The sequence below is a fragment of the Stenotrophomonas sp. STEN083 genome (assembly GCF_056759195.1).
Window position 1 is genome coordinate 1 of the sequence record NZ_JBRRCU010000074.1, and the last position, 18155, is coordinate 18155.

An 18155-nucleotide genomic window follows, 5' to 3' on the forward strand; every position below is an offset into this window, starting at 1 on the left:
TTGCGGATGTCGCCCGAAGCCGGCTCCCCCGCCCCCCGCCCCTCCCTGCAACGTCGTTTCCTCACCGGCCTGCTGACCTTGCTGCCGATCTGGTTGACCTGGGTGGTCGTCAAATTCGTATTCGTCCTGCTTTCCGGCATCAGCAGCCCGCTGATCGTGCCGTTGTCCGAACGCATTGCCGCCTCGTTCCCGGACTATCTGGGCTGGATCAAGGTCGAGTGGATGCAGGACATCACCGCCCTGCTGGCGACCCTGCTGGTCATCCTGCTGGTCGGCATCCTCAGCCGCCGGGTCATCGGCCAGCAGCTGCTGCGCTGGTTTGGTGCGGTCATCCGCCGCATCCCGCTGGCCAGCATCATCTATGACAGCGCCAAGAAGCTGTTGGATATCCTGCAGACCAAGCCCGGCAGCACCCAGCGGGTGGTGCTGATCGACTTCCCACACCGCGACATGAAGTCCATCGGCCTGGTCACCCGGGTCCTCAAGGAACAGGGCACCGGTCGCGAACTGGCCGCCGTATACGTGCCCACCACCCCCAACCCGACCTCCGGCTACCTGGAAATCGTCCCGGTGGAGATGCTTACCCCCACCGACTGGACGGTGGACCAGGCCATGAGCTTCATCATTTCCGGCGGTGCGGTCGCCCCGGACAGCGTGCCATTCACCCGCTCCGTCGATCGGTAAGCCTGATCCCATGCCCAGCGGTAATCACCGCTGGGCATGGGACATAACCTGAGCTGTATCAGTGGCGCGTGTTCATCCGCGCCACGACTGGTCGTCACCGCTGATATCGGGCAAGCTCCCGGGTCGATGTATTTGCGGAACACCTGATGCCTTACAGTCCGTTGCGCCTGCTTGCGCTTGCTATTGCCACGATCATGACACTGTCCGTCGCGCCCCCTGCCGACGCGGCCAAGAAGAAAAGCCAGCGCCAGCCAGCACCGCAGAGCCGCGCCGCCAAGCCCCGCACCACGCCGCGCCCGGCCCCGCGCCGCCCGGCCGCAGTCCCGCTGCCGATCAAGCAGGATAATGCCGCCAAGCTCAACCGCATCTACGACGAGTACTGGGATGCCTCGATGCGGCTGAACCCGCTGCAGGCTACCTTCCAGGGCGATCCGCGCTACAACGACCAGCTCCCCAACTTCCTGTCCTCGGCCTCGCGCCAGCAATCGCATGACTTCATGGTCGAATGGCTGGGCAAGGTCCAGGCGGTCGGCGCCACCGGCCTGCAGGGCCAGGACCTGCTGAGCTACGAGATCTTCGTGCGCGATGCGCAGGTTTCCCTGGCCGGTGAGCAGTACCCGACCTGGATGCTGCCAATCAACCAGTACTACAACCTGTCCAGCATCATCGCAGTGCTTGGCTCCGGCGCTGGCGCGCAGCCATTCCGCACGGTCAAGGATTATGAAAACTGGTCCAAGCGCTCGCTCGGCATCCCCGCACTGTTCGACCAGGCCATCGCCAACATGCGCGAAGGCAAGGCTGCCGGCGTTGTGCAGCCCCGCGCATTGATGGAGAAAGTACTGCCTCAGCTCGATGCGGTGATCAAACCCACCGCCGAAGAAAGCCTTTTCTGGGGCCCAATCCGCAATATGCCAGCGGAATTCTCCGCCGAGGACAAGGCCAGGCTCACGGCCGAATACAAGCGCATGATCGAGAACCGGATCATGCCGGCCTATCGCTCGCTGCGCGGCTTCATCGCCACCGAATACATGGCCGCCGCGCGCAGCACCGATGGCATGGCCGCCCTGCCCAATGGCAGCGCCTGGTATGCGCACAATGTTGCCAGCAGCACCTCGCCGGCCCGCACACCGGCGGAGATCCACGCGCTGGGCGAGCAGGAGGTCAAGGACCTGCAGGCCCGCATCGACGCGGTGATGAAGCAGGCCAAGATCCGCGGCTCGCAACAGAAAGCCTTCAACGCGATGCGCAACGACCGCCAGTTCGTGTTCCGCGACGCCAATGCCCTACTGGCCCGCTATGCCGAGACCGGCGTACGGGTGAATGCCGCCGTGCCTGCACTGTTCAACGAGCGGCCCAAGGCCAGTCTGGAAATCAAGGCGGTCGAAGCCGAGCGCGCCGCCACCTCCAGCGCCGCCAGCTACCAACCGGGCAGCGCCGACGGCCAGCAGCCGGGCGTGCTCTACGTGAATACCAGCGACCTGCCCTCGCGCAAGCGCTGGGCAGTGACCATGCAATACCTGCATGAAGCCATCCCCGGCCATCACTACCAGCTGGGCGCACAGCAGGAGTTGACGGCATTGCCGCGCTTCCGCCGCCTCGGTGGTGATGTCGCCTACGTGGAAGGCTGGGGCCTGTACGCCGAATCGCTGGGTCAGGAACTGGGCCTGTACAACGACCCCTACGACCAGCTTGGCTATCTGCAGACCACCTTGCTGCGCACCGTGCGGCTGGTCGCCGACACCGGCCTCAATGCCGCCGGCTGGAGCCGTCAGCAGGCCACCGAGTACATGGTCAAGAACGCCGACATTCCCGCCGCCGATGCTGCGTCGGAAGTCGAGCGCTTCATGGCCTTGCCCGGCCAGACCCTGGCCTACCGCGTAGGCGAGATCAAGATCCGCCTGCTGCGTGACAAGGCCAAGGCCGAACTCGGCGAGCGCTTCGACCCACGCGAATTCCATCATGAGATCCTCAAGGACGGCTCCATGCCGCTGGACATCCTTGAAACCAAGATCGACCGTTGGATCGCCAGCAAGAAAGCTTGATCACCTGCCCAGGAGCCAACATGCCACGCTGGAAACCCCGACTTGCCCTGCTCTGCCTGTTCGCGTGTTCCAGTCTGGCTGCCGCCCCCTTGGTACCGCCTGATACCGGCATCGATGGCTTGATGCAACGCTACGACGGCCAGGTACCCGGCGCGTCGGTGCTGGTACTGAAAGACGGTCAGCCAGCGTTTCGGCGCAGCTACGGATTGGCGGTACTGGAAGACGGCAGCCCGGTCACCCCGGCCAGCAACTTCCGGCTGGCCTCGGTGAGCAAGCAGTTCACCGCCGCGACGATCCTGCTGCTGGCAGAGGACGGCAAACTGGGCATCGACGATCCATTGAAAAAGTGGCTGCCCAGCCTGCCGGCAGTGGCCGACACGATGACCCTGCGGCAGCTGCTCAGCCACACCAGCGGCCTGCTCGATTACGAAGAGCTGATGGACCCGGCCGATACCCGCCAGGTCCATGACGCCGACGTACTGCAGCTGCTGCAGAAAGAGAACCGGACTTACTTCACGCCGGGCAGCGACTACCGCTACAGCAACAGCGGCTATGCCTTGCTGGCACTGGTCGTGGGCATGGCCTCGGGCAGCGACTTCGCCAGCTTCCTGCGCCAGCGCATCTTCCTGCCATTGGGCATGACTAACACCTTCGCCCATCAGGATGGCGTGGACGAGGTACCCAACCGCGCCTACGGTTACAGCCAGATCGAGGGCCGCTGGCAGCGCACCGACCAGAGCACCACCAGCGCCGTGCTCGGCGATGGCGGCATCTACTCCTCGATCGACGACCTGGCCAAGTGGGATGCGGCGCTCTACGACGAGCGCCTGCTGAAAGCGACGTCGCTGAAACTGGCCTTCAGCCCGGCAACGAAAACCACCGAGCCCGACGTCCCGTTTTACGGCTTCGGTTGGCGCATCAATGGCGATGCGCTGTGGCATAGCGGCGAGAGCATCGGCTTCCGCAATGTGATCGTGCGCTATCCCATGCAGAAGCTGACGGTGATCGTATTGAGCAACCGCAACGAACCCGAACCCTATGCGCTGGCCATCGACATCGCCCGGCGCTGGCTGGATGCTGCGCGATGAGTCTGCTGGGCATCCACCATGTTGCGGTGATTGCGGCCGACTACGCGCGCTCGCGGGACTTCTACGTTCGCATTCTCGGGCTTGAGGTCATTGCCGAGAACCATCGCGTCGAGCGTAACTCGTGGAAGCTGGACCTGCGCCTACCCGACGGCAGCCAGCTGGAGCTGTTCTCCTTTCCCGATCCGCCCGCACGCCCAAGCCGACCCGAAGCCTGCGGGCTACGCCATCTCGCCTTCCGTGTCGCGGCGCTGGACGAAGTAGTCGCCCACCTGCAGCGCCAAGGTGTTGCCTGCGAGCCGATCCGCGTGGACGAGTTCACCGGCCGCCGCTTTACCTTCTTCGCCGACCCCGACGAGCTGCCGCTGGAACTCTACGAGACGCCAGCCCCGTAGTGCCGAGCCATGCTCGGCAGAGGCTTTCCCCGTAACACATCGGCACCACGGATCGTGGGAGCGGCGTAAGCCGCGAAGCTGGCAGTGCCGGCTAAGGAGACAAGTCGCAAACTGCCGGTGTACGACCTTCAAGGCTTACGCCGCTCCCACACTTGGTTTGGTCACATTCCGACCGTAACCACGTCCCTGGTCCTAATGACTTCCGGCGCATTGCCGGGAGCCCGGCTGTAGCTGAATGTGACAGCCATCATCCAAGGAGAGGTTCGGTCCCCATGCTGCAGATCCGCGGTTTGTCGAAAACCTACGCCAATGGCGTACACGCACTGAAAAATGTCGATCTCGACATTCCCCGCGGCATGTTCGGCCTGCTCGGCCCCAATGGCGCCGGCAAATCCTCGCTGATGCGGACCCTGGCCACGTTGCAGGAAGCCGATGCGGGCACCGCCACGCTGACCACCGCCGATGGCGCCAGCATCGACATCCTGCGCGACAAGGACGCGTTGCGCCGCAAGCTGGGCTACCTGCCGCAGGATTTCGGCGTCTACCCGAAGGTCAGCGCACTGGATCTGCTCGACCATTTCGCCGTGCTCAAGGGCCTGACGGCGCGCAAGCAGCGCAAGGAAGTGGTTGAAGGCCTGCTGCAACAGGTGAACCTGTGGGATGCACGCAAACGCAAGCTCGGTACCTATTCCGGCGGCATGCGCCAGCGCTTCGGTATCGCCCAGGCCCTGCTCGGCAACCCGCAGCTGGTGATCGTCGATGAGCCCACCGCCGGCCTGGACCCGGAAGAACGCAACCGCTTCCTCAACCTGCTGGCCGAGATAGGCGAGAACGTGGCGGTGATCCTGTCCACGCATATCGTCGAAGACGTCACCGACCTCTGCCCGACCATGGCCATCATGAACAAGGGCGAGGTGCTGCTGACCGGGCGCCCGGCCGATGCGATCAATGCACTGCAGGCGCAGGTGTGGCGCAAGCAGGTTGCCAAGACCGCCCTGCCTGATTACGAAGGCCGTTTCACCGTGCTGTCGACGCGATTGGTTGGCGGCCACCCGGTGATCCATGTGTTCGCCGACAACTGCCCTGAAGCCGGCTTCGAACCGGTCGCGCCGGGGCTTGAGGACGTCTACTTCCAGCGTCTGCGCCTGCAGGCGCAGGCCGCCTGACGGAGACGACCATGACCCTCTCCTTCCTGCGCTTCGAGCTGCGCGAGCAGCTGCGTTCTCCCTTGTTGTGGCTGCTTGCGGTGCTGTTCGCGCTGATCGCCTTCGGTGCTGCTTCCAGCGACGCCGTCCAGATCGGCGGCGGCATCGGCAACGTGCACCGCAATGCACCCTCGGTGATCGCCAGCTTCATGACCTCCTTCACCCTGCTCGGGTTGCTGGTGGTCACCTTGTTCGTCAGCAACGCTTTGCTACGTGACTTCGAACTCGGCACCTCGGAACTGGTGTTCTCCAGCCCGATCAAACGCCGCGACTACCTGCTTGGGCGGCTTGGCGCGGCCCTGCTGGCCAGCCTGCTGATGTACGTGATCATCGGCATCGGGTTGTTCATCGCCCAGTTCATGCCGTGGATCGATGCCGCCCGGTTGGGGCCGGTATCACTGCGGCCCTACCTATGGTCGTTCGCCTTCATGGTGCTGCCGAACGTGCTGTTCACCACCGCCCTGCTGTCCGTGCTGGCGGTTACCACCCGCAACATCCTGTGGGTCTATATCGGCGTCATCGTGTTCTTCGTGCTGTACGGCGTCAGCCGCGCCCTGCTGGCCGACATCGACAACATGCGCATCGCCTCGCTGCTCGATCCACTGGGCATGCGTGCGATGAGCCATGCAACGCGCTACTGGTCGACCGAAGAGCGCAACACCGGCCTGCCCGCGCTCACCGGCTACCTGCTGGAGAACCGCTTGCTGTGGCTGGCGGTCACCGGCGCGTTGTTTGCGGCGACGTTCGCCCTGTTCCGCACCGAGCGCAGTGGCACCGGCCGCAGCCGTGGCAAGAAGGTGGCCAGTGTTACCACCACCGATGGCAAGCGCAGCAACGTGATCGCACCCAAGGTCACGCCGAACTTCAACACTGCAACCGGTTGGCGCCAGCTGCTGCGCCAGGTCGGCTTCGATGCCTTGGGCGTATTTCGCAGCGCGCCGTTCCTGGTGTTGCTGGTGCTGGGCATGGCCAACTTCATCCCCACCGCCCTGCACCGCCAGACCATGTACGGCACGCCCAGCTGGCCTGTGACCTCGCAGATGCTGGAAGCGTTGCAGAATAGCTACAGCTTTCTGTTGATCATCATCGTGCTGTTCTATGCCGGCGAACTGGTCTGGCGGGAGCGCAGTGCGCGTATCGCCGGCATCAGCGATGCCATGCCGGTGCCGAACTGGGTGCCGCTGCTGGGCAAGTTCCTTACCTTGATTGCGGTGGTGTTCGCGTTCCAGGCCGTCGGCGGGCTCACCGCCATCGCCATCCAGCTGACCAAGGGTTACACCCAGATCGAGCCACTGCTGTACTTCAAGACGCTGGCGCTGGATTCGGTGGTCTACATTCTGATGGGCGGCATGGCCTTGGTGCTGCAGGTACTGAGCAACAACAAGTTCATGGGCTATGCGCTGCTGATCCTGCTGCTGATCGGGCAGTCGGTGCTGGGCATGCTCGACTACACCCAGAACCTGTACAACTTCGGCAGCTGGCCGATCGCCCCCTATTCGGACATGAACGGCTACGGCCATTTCCTGACCGGGCAGCTGGCCTTCCAGGGCTACTGGATGCTGTTCCTGCTGGCATTGCTGCTGCTCTGCGCCGCCTTGTGGGTGCGTGGCGTGGACTCGGGCTGGCGGCAGCGCCTGCGCCTGGCCAGGCAGCGCCTGCGCGGCCCCTTGGGTGCAGGCCTGGCGGCGGCGGTGCTGGCCTTCATCGCCTGCGGCGGCTGGCTGTACTGGAACACCAACATCCGCAATGAATTTGTCTCGCCGGACCAGCAGCTCGACCGCCAGGCCCGTTACGAGCGCGAATACCGCAAGTACAAGGACCTGCCGCAGCCGCGCATCATCGCCATCGACAACAACGTCGACCTGCACCCGGAAACCCAGTCCGTACGCATCGACGGCGTCTACCGCGTGCGCAATACCCATGCGACCGCCATCCCCGACATCCACGTCGCGATGGGCGATGACAAGACCCTGGCCAGCATCGAGATGGGCGGCGCCAAATTGACCACCCACGATGAGGAGCTGGGCTACCGCATCTACCACCTGGACGCACCGATGGCGCCGGGCGAGGAACGCGACATCCGCTTCACCGTCGACATCCATCCCAACGGCATCACTTCCGACCAGGCACAGACCCAGATCGTCGACAACGGCAGCTTCTTCAACAGCCGTGTACTGCCGGCCTTTGGTTATGACAGCGGCGCGGAGATCAGTGACCGCAACGAACGCCGCAAGCGTGACCTCGGTGAACCGACCCGCATGCCCAAGCTGGAGGATGAGGCCGCGCGTGCCAATACCTACATCTCCAACGACTCGGACTGGCTGGATTTCCGCAGTACCGTCTGCACCGCACCGGACCAGATCGCCTTGGCACCGGGCTACCTGCAGAAGGAGTTCGAACGTGATGGCCGCCGTTGCTTCAGCTACGCCATGGACCGGCCGATGCTGAACTTCTACGCCTATCTGTCGGCACGCTGGCAGGTGAAGAAGGCTACGTACAAGAACATCCCGATCGAGATCTATTACGACGCCAAACATCCGTACAACGTAGATCGGATGATCGAGGGTGTGCAGAAATCACTCACGTACTACGAGGCCAACTTCAGTCCGTACCAGCACAAACAGGTGCGCATCATCGAGTTCCCGGGCTACCAGTCGTTCGCGCAGAGTTTTGCCAACACCATCCCCTACTCGGAATCGATCGGTTTCATCACCGACCTGCGCGACAAGGATGATGTCGACTATGTGTTCTATGTCACTGCGCATGAAGTGGCGCACCAGTGGTGGGCACACCAGGTGATCGGCGCCAATGTGCAGGGCGCCACCGTACTGTCCGAGTCCTTGTCGCAGTACTCGGCCTTGATGGTGATGGAGAAGGAATACGGACGCGGCCACATGCGTCAGTTTCTGAAGGATGAGCTGGACAGGTATCTTTCTGGCCGAGGTGGCGAAGATGTCGAAGAACTGCCGCTGTACCGGGTGGAGAACCAGCAGTACATCCACTACCAGAAGGGTTCGCTGGTGTTCTATCGCCTGCGCGAGGAAATGGGCGAGGAAACACTGAACCGCGCCCTGTCCCGCTTCATCAAGGCCAAGGCCTTCCAGCAACCGCCGTATACCACCTCGGCCGAACTGTTGGAGTTCATCCGCGCCGAAGCCAAGCCCGAGCAGCAGGGGTTGATCACCGACCTGTTCGAAAAGATCAGCTTCTACGACAACCGCGTGGTGGAGGCCACTGCCAAGAAACGGGCGGACGGCCGCTACGACGTGACCCTGCAGCTGCATGCGGACAAACGCTATGCCGACGGCATGGGCAAGGAAACCGCGGGCACGCTGGACGACTGGATCGAGGTTGGCGTGTTCGCCAAGGGCGCGTCTGGTAACGAACGTGATGAGAAGGTGCTGTACCTGCAGCGCCATCACATCACCGCCGCAGCCCCCAGCATCACTGTCACCGTGGACCAGAAGCCCGATGAAGCCGGCTTCGACCCGTACAACAAGCTGATCGACCGGGTATCGGCCGACAACCGCAAGCGGGTGACGGTGCAGTAAACAGCGCACGGCTTGCGCTCAAAGCCCCTCTCCTGTTCACGGGAGAGGGGTTGGGGTGAGGGCAGCTCTTGAAGCAGTGCCGGGGAAGCCCCTTGCCGAGCATCGCTCGGCACTACAGCCCCCCGCTCTTGCTCAAAGCCCCTCTCCCGTTCACGCGAGAGGGGTTGGGGTGAGGGCGGCTTCTGGGGCATTACAGGGAAAGCCCCTGCCGAGCATGGCTCGGCACTACAGGGCCGCAAATCTGCTGCACTGCGGATTCCGTACGGGACCGAATGCGGTTACATTCGGCCCGTAACAGCGCCGCCGGCAGCTGACCAAACCCACCCTGGGAGGGGAAACATGCGTACTACTTTCAAGACCCTGTTGCTGGCCCTGCCGCTGCTGGCCGCCGGCTTCTCCGCCAGCGCCAGTGACAGCGCCGCCGGCCGCTGGCGCACCATCGACGACGAAACCGGCCGGGTGAAGTCCATCGTCGAAATCAGCCAGGCCGCCAATGGCACCCTCAGCGGCAAGGTGCTGCAGGTATTGCAGTCCGAGCAGGGCCCGCACCCGGTCTGCAACAAGTGTGAAGGCGCCAACAAGGGCAAGCCGATCGAAGGCATGACCATCCTCTGGAATGTCCGCCCGGACGGCACCAACAAGTGGGCCAACGGCACCATCCTGGACCCGGCCAAGGGCAAGACCTACAGCTCCAAGGTCGCCTTGGTGGACAACGGCCGCAAGCTGGACGTGTCCGGCTGCATCGCCTTCATCTGCCGCACCCAGACCTGGTTGCGCGACCAGTAAGACCGGCTTGAGGCTGTTGCTTAAGGCTGTTGCTTAAGGCTGTTGCTTAAGGCTGTTGCTTGAGGCTGTTGCTTGAGGCCCTGCTTGGAGCTCTTGCTCAAAGCCCCTCTCCCGCCTGCGGGAGAGGGGTTGGGGTGAGGGGAAGCTTCTAGCTGAGCAAAGTCAAAGCCCCCCTCATCCGCCCCTTCGGGGCACCTTCTCCCGTAGACGGGAGAAGGGAAGGCCCAGGTTTCGCTCCCTGTCTGGCAAGCTCCCAGCCACGGTCCCCCGGGGCTGCTTCTTTTCAGCCATGCGATAATCTCCAGTCCCCTGCTGCAAGCCATCGCCATGACCCGCAACGCCCTAGTCACCAATGCCCTGCCCTACGCCAACGGCCCGCTGCACCTCGGCCACCTGGTGGGTTACATCCAAGCCGATATCTGGGTGCGTGCGCGGCGAATGATGGGCGAGAAGGTCTGGTACGTCTGCGCCGATGACACCCATGGCACGCCGATCATGCTGGCCGCCGAGAAGGCCGGGGTGACCCCGGAAGCCTTCATCGCCAACATCCAGGCCGGCCATGAGCGCGATTTCGCTGCCTTTGGCGTGGATTTCGACCACTACGACTCGACCAACTCGGCCACCAACCGCGAGCTGACCGAAGCCCTGTACGCCAAGCTCGACGCCGCCGGCCATATCAGCCGCCGCTCGGTGGCGCAGTTCTACGACCCGGCCAAGGGCATGTTCCTGCCCGACCGCTACATCAAGGGCACGTGCCCCAACTGCAAGTCACCCGACCAGTACGGCGACAACTGCGAAGTCTGTGGCGCCACTTATGGCCCGACCGACCTGATTGAACCGAAGTCGGTCGTATCCGGCGCGACCCCGGAAATGCGCGATTCAGAGCACTACTTCTTCGAAGTCGGCCGCTTCCAGGACTTCCTGCGCGAATGGCTGGCCGGCGACGTGGCCCTGCCCGGCGTGAAGGCCAAGCTGGCCGAGTGGCTGGATGCTGAAGGCGGCCTGCGCGCATGGGATATCTCGCGTGATGCGCCCTATTTCGGCTTCGAGATCCCGGGTGCACCGGGCAAGTACTTCTACGTGTGGCTGGATGCGCCGATCGGCTACCTGTCCAGCTTCAAGAACCTGTGCGCCAAGACCGGCGACGACTTCGACGCCGTGCTCGCCGCCGACAGCAACACCGAGCTGCACCACTTCCTCGGCAAGGACATCGTCAACTTCCACGGCCTGTTCTGGCCGGCGGTGCTGAAGGGCAGCGGCCTGCGCACGCCGACCAAGCTGCACGTCAACGGTTACCTGACCGTGGACGGTGCAAAGATGAGCAAGTCGCGCGGCACCTTCATCATGGCCCGCACCTACCTGGATGCCGGTTTGGCACCGGAAGCGCTGCGCTATTACTTCGCCGCCAAGTCCTCCGGCGGCGTCGACGATCTCGATCTGAACCTGACCGACTTCACCGCCCGCGTGAATGCCGATCTGGTCGGCAAGTTCGTCAACCTCGCCAGCCGCTGCGCCGGCTTCATCGCCAAGCGCTTCGACGGCAAGCTGGCCGACGCACTGCCAGACCAGGCCCAGTACGACCGTTTCATCGCCGCGCTAGCCCCCATCCGGGAGGCCTACGAGCGCAATGACGCCGCTGCCGCCATCCGCCTGACCATGGCGCTGGCCGATGAAGCCAACAAGTACATCGACGACACCAAGCCTTGGGTCATCGCCAAGCAAGAGGGTGCCGACGCCGAACTGCAGGCGGTCTGCACGCAGGGCCTGAACCTGTTCCGCGTGCTGGTCACCGCGCTCAAGCCGGTGCTGCCGGCCACCGCGCTGCAGGCAGAAAGCTTCCTCAACGCCCCGGTCCACGGCTGGGACGACATTACCACCCCGCTGACCGCACACAGCATCGCCGCCTACGTGGCGCTGTTCACCCGTATCGACACCAAGATGATTGACGCAATGACCGACGCCTCCAAGGACACCCTCGCCGCCCAGCCTGCCGCCGAGGCCAAGCCAGCCAAGGCCGAGAAGCCCGCCAAGGTTGAAGTGAAGGCCGAAGGTGAAGCTTCCGCGTACATCGGCATCGATGATTTCGCCAAGCTCGACCTGCGCATCGGCAAGGTGCTGGAATGCGGTTTCGTCGAAGGCTCGGAAAAGCTGCTGCGCTTCCTGCTGGATGCCGGCGACCTCGGCCAGCGGCAGATCTTCTCCGGCATCCGCGGCAGCTATGCCGAGCCGGAAGCGCTGGTCGGCCGCAACGTGGTGTTCATCGCCAACCTGGCCCCGCGCAAGATGCGCTTCGGCCTGAGCGAAGGCATGATCCTGTCGGCCGGTTTCGACGGTGGCGCACTGGCGCTGCTGGATGCCGATGGCGGTGCATTGCCGGGCATGCCGGTACGTTGATGGCAACGGGTGCGCCGCTGGGCGCACCCTACCCGAACGGAGTGGACCATGCAGCTAGCCCTCTTCGACTTCGACCACACCATCACCGTCTGTGACACCTACAGCCGGTTCCTGCGTCGCGTGGCCACACCGGAGCAGCGCGCGCAGGGATGGTGGCGGGTTGGGCCGTGGGTGCTGGCCTACCGGCTGAAACTGATCTCGGCCGAACACGTCCGCCGCCGTGTCACCGCGCAGGTCTTCACTGGCCGCCATGCCGGTGAGATCACCCAGATGGCACGCGACTATGCACGCGAGCAGCTGCCGGAGATGGTGCGACCGGAAATGCTCGAGCAGATCCAGTGGCACAAGACCCAGGGCCATACCGTGGTGGTCGTGTCCGGCTCGCTCGATCTGTACCTGCAGCACTGGTGCGAGCGGATGGGCCTGCAGATGATCTGCAACCGGCTCGAGGTGCAGGACAACCGTCTCACCGGCCGCTACGCCGAGGGCGACTGCGGCGCGCGCAAGGTCGCCTTGATACGCAAGCGTTTCGATCTGGGCAGCTACCAGCGTATCCACGCCTACGGCGACAGCAGCGAAGACAAACCCATGCTGGCGCTGGCGCACGAGCGCTGGTATCGCGGCAAATGCCTTTCATGAGCCCCTCCCCCTCCGGGAGAGGGCTTGGGGTGAGGGCGAACAGCAGGACTCCCAATGATTACCCAACCCACATCCGACGCTGCGCGCCACCTTCTCTTGCAGGGAGAAGGAAGGGCTGCGCTGGTCGAACGCCTCGACCGGCTGCTGCCGCAGACCCAATGCGGTCAGTGCGGCTATGACGGCTGCCGTCCCTATGCCGAAGCCATGGCCACCAACGCTGCCGCTGTGGACCATTGCCCGCCAGGCGGCGATGCTGGCGCACGTGCACTGGCGCATGTGCTCGGTGTGCCCGCCCTGCCCTACGACCGCAGCCGCGGCGAGCACAAACCGGTGCAAGTCGCGGTGATCGTCGAAGCCGACTGCATCGGCTGCACCAAGTGCATCCAGGCCTGCCCCGTCGATGCCATCATCGGCGGCGCCAAATACATGCACACGGTGCTGGCCGACCTGTGCACCGGCTGCGAGCTGTGCATCCCGCCCTGCCCGGTGGATTGCATCGAGCTGCAGGCAGTCGCGAACCCTGGTTTTGTGGGAGCGGCTTAAGCCGCGAAGCTCGTCGCAAACCAGCTGTCGGAGATCCCGATCATCGGCATCAAACCGAAAGAGCGCAGCTGCTCCAGATCATGTTGAACGCTGCAATCCTGACGACACCGGCTTCGCGGCTTACGGCACTCCTACAAACAGCAGAAGCAAGGTGCTTGTGGGAGCGGTGTCAGCCGCGAAGCTCGTAGATGTCCAGAAGGCGAATATCCCAATATCAGGGAAAAACGCTGCAGTTCAGGATCATGTTGACCGCTGCGATGCAGGCTATATTGGCTTCGCGACTGACGTCGCTCCCACAACCCGGTAAACGTTGGCAGCTGGCTGCGGCCTCAATACTCGTCATCCTCGCCTTTCGGCGGCAGTGGCGGCACGGTGTACTGGTGCCCGTGCGCACGGCAATCCGCAATCAAGGCGTCCGCATCCGCACGCACTATCGCGCGCGTGCCCAGTGGATAGCGATCGTCCTCTACCAGGTCGGTGCGCAGGTCGGTGACCGGCGAGAACGAGGCCGATACCGCATAGCGCTCTTCCGAGACAGCCAGCGCATCACCGCCCCACCAGCGGATCAACCATTGCGCGTTGTCCCAGATCAGCACCGTTTCCATCGTGCCGCCGGCGAGCTGGTAGCCCACCGCACAGAAACCATTGGGAACACTGCGATCACCATGACGGCGCACCGTATTGCGCAGCTCCGCCTCGATCAACTTGAACTGAGGGTAGTCCAATGGCTCGATGCGCTGCACGGGTGCGTGCGCGTAGATCATCTTCGATAGCGGCGCGCCAGATACGACCGCACTGGCCCCAGTCAGCGCGCAGTACACGCCGAACAACAGACTACGTTTCATTCCCTTCCCCTTGCCTCCCTGCAAAGACAGCGCTGCCTGACCTGCCAAGGACGCCGCAACGTCCAAGGCAGATCGATCGTTTCACTCAGCGCACTTACGGCACAGCCGCGGTGATCACGATCTCGATCTTCCATTCCGGGTTGGCCAGCTTGGCCTGCACGGTGGCGCGCGATGGCGTTGCACCCTGCGGTACCCACTTGTCCCAGGCCTGGTTCATGCCCGCGAAGTCGGCAAGGTCGGCCAGGAAAATCTCGGCGCGCAGGATCTTGGTCTTGTCGGTCGGGGCCAGACGCAGCAGATCGTCGATGGCCTGCAGCACCTGCTCGGTCTGGCCAACGATATCTGCGCTGGTATCTTCCGGCACCTGGCCAGCCAAGTAGGCCACACCGTTGTGGATGGTCATTTCCGACATGCGTGGGCCGGTATCGAAGCGCTGGATCATTGGGGTGACTCCGTGTTGTGGGTGTGCCTGCCATTGTGAGGGCAAGTGGAAGTTTCAGGCGTTTCTTTGCGTGAACGCCGCCATGCCGCCAACGCCACCAACAGCAACCAGCCCACCACCGCGGCAATCACCAGCTTCTGCCCCAGTCCACGCGGGCTGCCACGCCACAGTACGTGCAACCACAGCCCAGCGAAGGTCAACCATGCCCATACCCATGCCAGCCGATGCAGACCCTGCCACTGCGGGTCACGGCCGAAGCACCAAGCCTGCAACAGCATCGCCACGGTCACACAGAGGAAGGCGGTCTGCGCAGCCAGCCCATGCAACAAGGGAGCCAGCAGCGGTGCATGCTGCGGCAACCAGCTGTCACCTATCGCCACACTGGCCAAGCCGAGCCCGGCCGCCGCAAACAGACTGGGCGGCAAGCCGCGCCGCGCACCTCCATCGGCCTGCCGGTACAGCATCAAGCCAAGCGCGGCGATGGCCAAGGCCAGCAAGCAGTAAGCGCTGCGCAGCAGGGCACCATATGGGCCGTGCAGATACACGCTCAGGGTGGCGCGCACCCAGTCCAGGTCATCACGGGCAAACTGCAGGCCGATGGCGATGATCAAGAACAACAGCAACGCCACCACTACCGCCAATTCCGGTGCGGCCGATTGCCTCCCTGCCTTGCACCGATGTTCGCCCATGCTCGTTCCCCAGTGTTCGAGCTGCCAAGTCTAGTTCGCCTGCGGCCATCACGCCGACTGAAGCCGGTGAAAACGCCCTGGCCCGCGCATGCAGCCCCCGTCACGCATGAGGACTAGTCTTATGCGTCCGCGCCGCACTAGCGCATACCCTTCAGCACCTGCATGACCGCGTCTTTCACGTCTTCGGAGCCTTCAACCCCGGGCTGGCGCCGCATCGCTGCCATCCTTGTCACCATGGCCATCATGGCGATGGCACTGCATGCATTGGCCGGCGAGTTCAGCGACCATGGCTATCACCAGATCCGCAGCGCCATGCGCGGACTGTCATGGTCGCAACTGGGCATGGCAACGCTGTTGGGCATGGCCAGCTATGTCTGCCTGATCGGGTTTGATGCGATCGGCCTGCGCCGCGCCAAGCATCCGTTGCCGGCAACTCGCGTCGGCATCACCGCCTTCCTGGCGCATGCTGCTGGGCAGACGCTGGGTTTTGCCGCACTCACCGGTGGCGCCATCCGCGTACGCAGCTACGGCCACGCCGGGCTCAGCCTGGCCGAGATCGGCCAGGTGGTGCTGATGAGCACCCTGGGCTTCGTGTTTGGCGCCTGGCTGCTGCTCGGCCTGGCCTTGCTGCTGGAACCCGGTACCGCGGCCTTGGCACTGCCGATATCGGCCAGCGCGGTTTACGCATTGGGTATCGCCATGCTGGTCGGCTTCGCCGCGATGCTGCTGCTGGTCGGCCGCAACGGTCGTAGTGTGGGCTGGGGCCAGCACCGCATGTGGATTCCCGATCGACGCACGGTGCTGGAAGTCACCGCGCTCAGCGTAGTCGAGTTGGGGCTGGCATCGGCCGCGTTCTACGTGCTGTTGCCGGCGCAGGCCGAGATCAGCTTCATGGGCTTCGTCGGGCTGTATCTGGTGGCAGTGGTGGCCGGACTGGTTTCCACCGTACCGGCAGGGCTCGGCGTGTTCGAGTGGAGCCTGCTCAAACTGTTGCCGCAGGTGGCACCGGCCGCCATCCTCGCCGCCGCAGTGGCCTATCGCATTACCTATTACCTGTTGCCGTTGTTCCTGTCCGCGCTGCTGGCGGCGCTGGCCAGCGTGCGCCGCCCGCTGCGCAGCGGTGCAGGTACTGTCTGGTCGGTGATCCGACCATGGTTGCCACAATTGATCGCGCTGGCGGTGTTTGCCGCCGGTGCGCTGCTGCTGATCGACGGCACCCTGCCAGTACCGCATCAACGACTGTTGCCAGCATCGCTGCCGATCGTGGAAACCTCGCATCTGCTCGGAAGCCTCGGCGGTGTGTTGCTGCTGCTGATCGGGCAAGGCCTGCAACGACGCAGCCACGCCGCGTGGATGCTGGCACTGGCGCTGTGCGTTGCCCTGCCACTGCCGGCTTGGTTGCGTGGCGGCCATCTGACCGTGGCCCTGAGCTTTCCGCTGCTAGCGGTGGCGCTGTGGGCGGCGCGACGCGAGTTCTACCGCGAAGGCGCGCTGCTGGATGAGGCGTGGTCGTGGCCGTGGCTGCGCAATGTGGCCTTGGTGCTGGTCGCAACGGTGTGGCTGCTGTTTTTCGTCTACAGCCATGTCGAATACCAGAACGAGCTGTGGTGGCAGTTCGCTACCTCCGGCAATGCGCCACGAGCATTGCGCGCCCTGCTGCTGGTCTGCATCGCGCTGATCGTGTTCGGGCTGGCGCGGCTGCTGCACAGCACCCGCAGCCCGCTGCCGCTGCCGGATGCGGCAACGCTGGAGCAGGTGCTTCCCGTGCTGGCCTTGGCCGAGGACACCCAAGCCTGCGTGGCAATGACCGGCGACAAGGCAATCCTGCGCAGCGAGGCGGGCGATGGCTTCGTGATGCTGCAGCGTTACGGCGGCTCGCTGGTGGCGATGGGCGATCCGGTCGGGCCACCAACGGTGGCAGCTGCCTTGATCTGGAAATTCCGCGAGGAAGCCGACCGGCTTGGCCTGCGCCCGGTGTTCTACCAGACCAGCGACAAGTACTGGCAGCATTACCTGGATCTGGGCCTGACCCTGGTCAAGCTGGGCGAGGAAGCGATGGTGCCGCTGCACGATTTCAGCCTGGCAGGCAGCGAACGCGCGGATCTAAGGCAGGCATGGAACAAAGGCAAACGGCTGGGGCTGAGTTTCCGGCTGGCCGCCGCCAGCGAGGTGCCTGCGTTGCTGAGTGAGTTGGCCGAGATTTCCGAAGCATGGCTGGACGAAAAGGCAGGCGAAGAGAAAGGCTTCTCACTGGGCAGTTTCGAGCCCGCCTATTTGAGTCGGTTCCCGATGGCACTGGTCGAGGCCGAGGGCCGCATCGTCGCGTTCGCCAACATCTGGCAGGCACCGGCCGGGCATGAGTTGTCGGTGGACCTGATGCGGCATCGCCCGGATGCCCCCAAGGGCACGATGGATTTTCTGTTCATCGAGTTGTTCCTGTGGGGCGCGGCCAATGGCTATACCCGCTTCTCGCTGGGCATGGCACCGCTGACCGGCCTGGCCCAGCACCGGCTTGCCGGCCGCTGGAACCGTTTCGCCAATCTGGTCGCGCGGCACGGTGAGCGTTTCTATGGTTTCAGCGGGCTGCGCCGCTTCAAATCCAAATTTTCACCAGAGTGGCGGCCGCGCTATCTGGCCGCGCCGGGCGGCGTGCATCTACCGGCTGCGTTGTTGGATGTGACCCGGTTGATCTCGCTGGATCCGAGTCGAAAGTAAGTGTGGGATTTGTGGGAGCGGTGTAAGCCGCCACGCTGGGCACGATTCAGATACCCCGCATAGCCGCTGACCCCGCTCCCCCACCCACCCCAAACAACGCCCCATACCAATAGGAGCGGTACCCAATGCCCAGCCGTCGG

At 64.0% G+C, this 18155-nt stretch carries 14 protein-coding genes; 11 read left to right on the forward strand and 3 right to left on the reverse strand.

The window, feature by feature from the left end; all coding sequences use genetic code 11:
• Nucleotides 1–6 precede the first annotated feature (6 nt).
• From ACVOK8_RS16885 to rnfB, 10 genes are all read left to right on the forward strand, one after another.
• Nucleotides 7–684: a DUF502 domain-containing protein gene (locus ACVOK8_RS16885; protein ID WP_481567848.1), complete on the forward strand. Its 678-nt coding sequence runs from the start codon at nucleotides 7–9 to the stop codon at nucleotides 682–684.
• 146 nt (nucleotides 685–830) lie between these two features.
• Complete coding sequence (locus tag ACVOK8_RS16890; RefSeq protein WP_481567837.1) at nucleotides 831–2726, forward strand: DUF885 domain-containing protein; 1896 nt, start codon at nucleotides 831–833, stop codon at nucleotides 2724–2726.
• A gap of 20 nt (nucleotides 2727–2746) precedes the next feature.
• Nucleotides 2747–3814 (forward strand): serine hydrolase domain-containing protein, encoded by a 1068-nt coding sequence (locus ACVOK8_RS16895; RefSeq protein ID WP_481567838.1) that lies wholly within the window; start codon nucleotides 2747–2749, stop codon nucleotides 3812–3814.
• Complete coding sequence (gene gloA2, locus ACVOK8_RS16900; RefSeq protein WP_481567839.1) at nucleotides 3811–4206, forward strand: SMU1112c/YaeR family gloxylase I-like metalloprotein; 396 nt, start codon at nucleotides 3811–3813, stop codon at nucleotides 4204–4206. The genes ACVOK8_RS16895 and gloA2 overlap by 4 nt, the downstream gene beginning before the upstream one ends.
• A gap of 272 nt (nucleotides 4207–4478) precedes the next feature.
• Nucleotides 4479–5372: an ABC transporter ATP-binding protein gene (locus ACVOK8_RS16905; protein WP_481567840.1), complete on the forward strand. Its 894-nt coding sequence runs from the start codon at nucleotides 4479–4481 to the stop codon at nucleotides 5370–5372.
• A gap of 11 nt (nucleotides 5373–5383) precedes the next feature.
• Nucleotides 5384–8962 carry an ABC transporter permease/M1 family aminopeptidase gene (locus ACVOK8_RS16910; RefSeq protein ID WP_481567841.1) on the forward strand — a complete coding sequence of 1193 codons (3579 nt, stop codon included), beginning with the start codon at nucleotides 5384–5386 and terminating at the stop codon, nucleotides 8960–8962.
• Between the two features lie 339 nt (nucleotides 8963–9301).
• On the forward strand, nucleotides 9302–9748 hold the full coding sequence (locus ACVOK8_RS16915) for a DUF2147 domain-containing protein (RefSeq protein ID WP_481536397.1): 447 nt from the start codon (nucleotides 9302–9304) through the stop codon (nucleotides 9746–9748).
• A gap of 327 nt (nucleotides 9749–10075) precedes the next feature.
• Nucleotides 10076–12142: a methionine--tRNA ligase gene (gene metG / locus ACVOK8_RS16920; protein WP_481567842.1), complete on the forward strand. Its 2067-nt coding sequence runs from the start codon at nucleotides 10076–10078 to the stop codon at nucleotides 12140–12142.
• 48 nt (nucleotides 12143–12190) lie between these two features.
• Nucleotides 12191–12781, forward strand: coding sequence for an HAD family hydrolase (locus tag ACVOK8_RS16925; RefSeq protein WP_481567843.1), 591 nt, complete (start codon nucleotides 12191–12193; stop codon nucleotides 12779–12781).
• Nucleotides 12782–12835: 54 nt separating this feature from the next.
• The gene (gene rnfB, locus ACVOK8_RS16930; RefSeq protein WP_481567844.1) at nucleotides 12836–13324 is read left to right on the forward strand and encodes an Rnf electron transport complex subunit RnfB; all 489 of its coding nucleotides are present in this window, start codon (nucleotides 12836–12838) and stop codon (nucleotides 13322–13324) included.
• Between the two features lie 329 nt (nucleotides 13325–13653).
• Here rnfB and ACVOK8_RS16935 read toward each other — a convergent pair whose 3' ends face one another.
• From ACVOK8_RS16935 to ACVOK8_RS16945, 3 genes are all read right to left on the reverse strand, one after another.
• Nucleotides 13654–14169, reverse strand: coding sequence for a hypothetical protein (locus ACVOK8_RS16935; protein ID WP_481567845.1), 516 nt, complete (start codon nucleotides 14167–14169; stop codon nucleotides 13654–13656).
• Between the two features lie 94 nt (nucleotides 14170–14263).
• Nucleotides 14264–14611, reverse strand: a complete 348-nt coding sequence (locus ACVOK8_RS16940; RefSeq protein ID WP_303749463.1) for a RidA family protein — start codon at nucleotides 14609–14611, stop codon at nucleotides 14264–14266.
• Nucleotides 14608–15300 (reverse strand): DUF998 domain-containing protein, encoded by a 693-nt coding sequence (locus tag ACVOK8_RS16945; protein ID WP_481567846.1) that lies wholly within the window; start codon nucleotides 15298–15300, stop codon nucleotides 14608–14610. The genes ACVOK8_RS16940 and ACVOK8_RS16945 overlap by 4 nt, the downstream gene beginning before the upstream one ends.
• Nucleotides 15301–15462: 162 nt before the next feature.
• Between ACVOK8_RS16945 and mprF the strand changes: the two genes are divergently transcribed.
• Complete coding sequence (gene mprF / locus ACVOK8_RS16950; RefSeq protein ID WP_481567847.1) at nucleotides 15463–18015, forward strand: bifunctional lysylphosphatidylglycerol flippase/synthetase MprF; 2553 nt, start codon at nucleotides 15463–15465, stop codon at nucleotides 18013–18015.
• The last annotated feature ends 140 nt before the right edge of the window (nucleotides 18016–18155 follow it).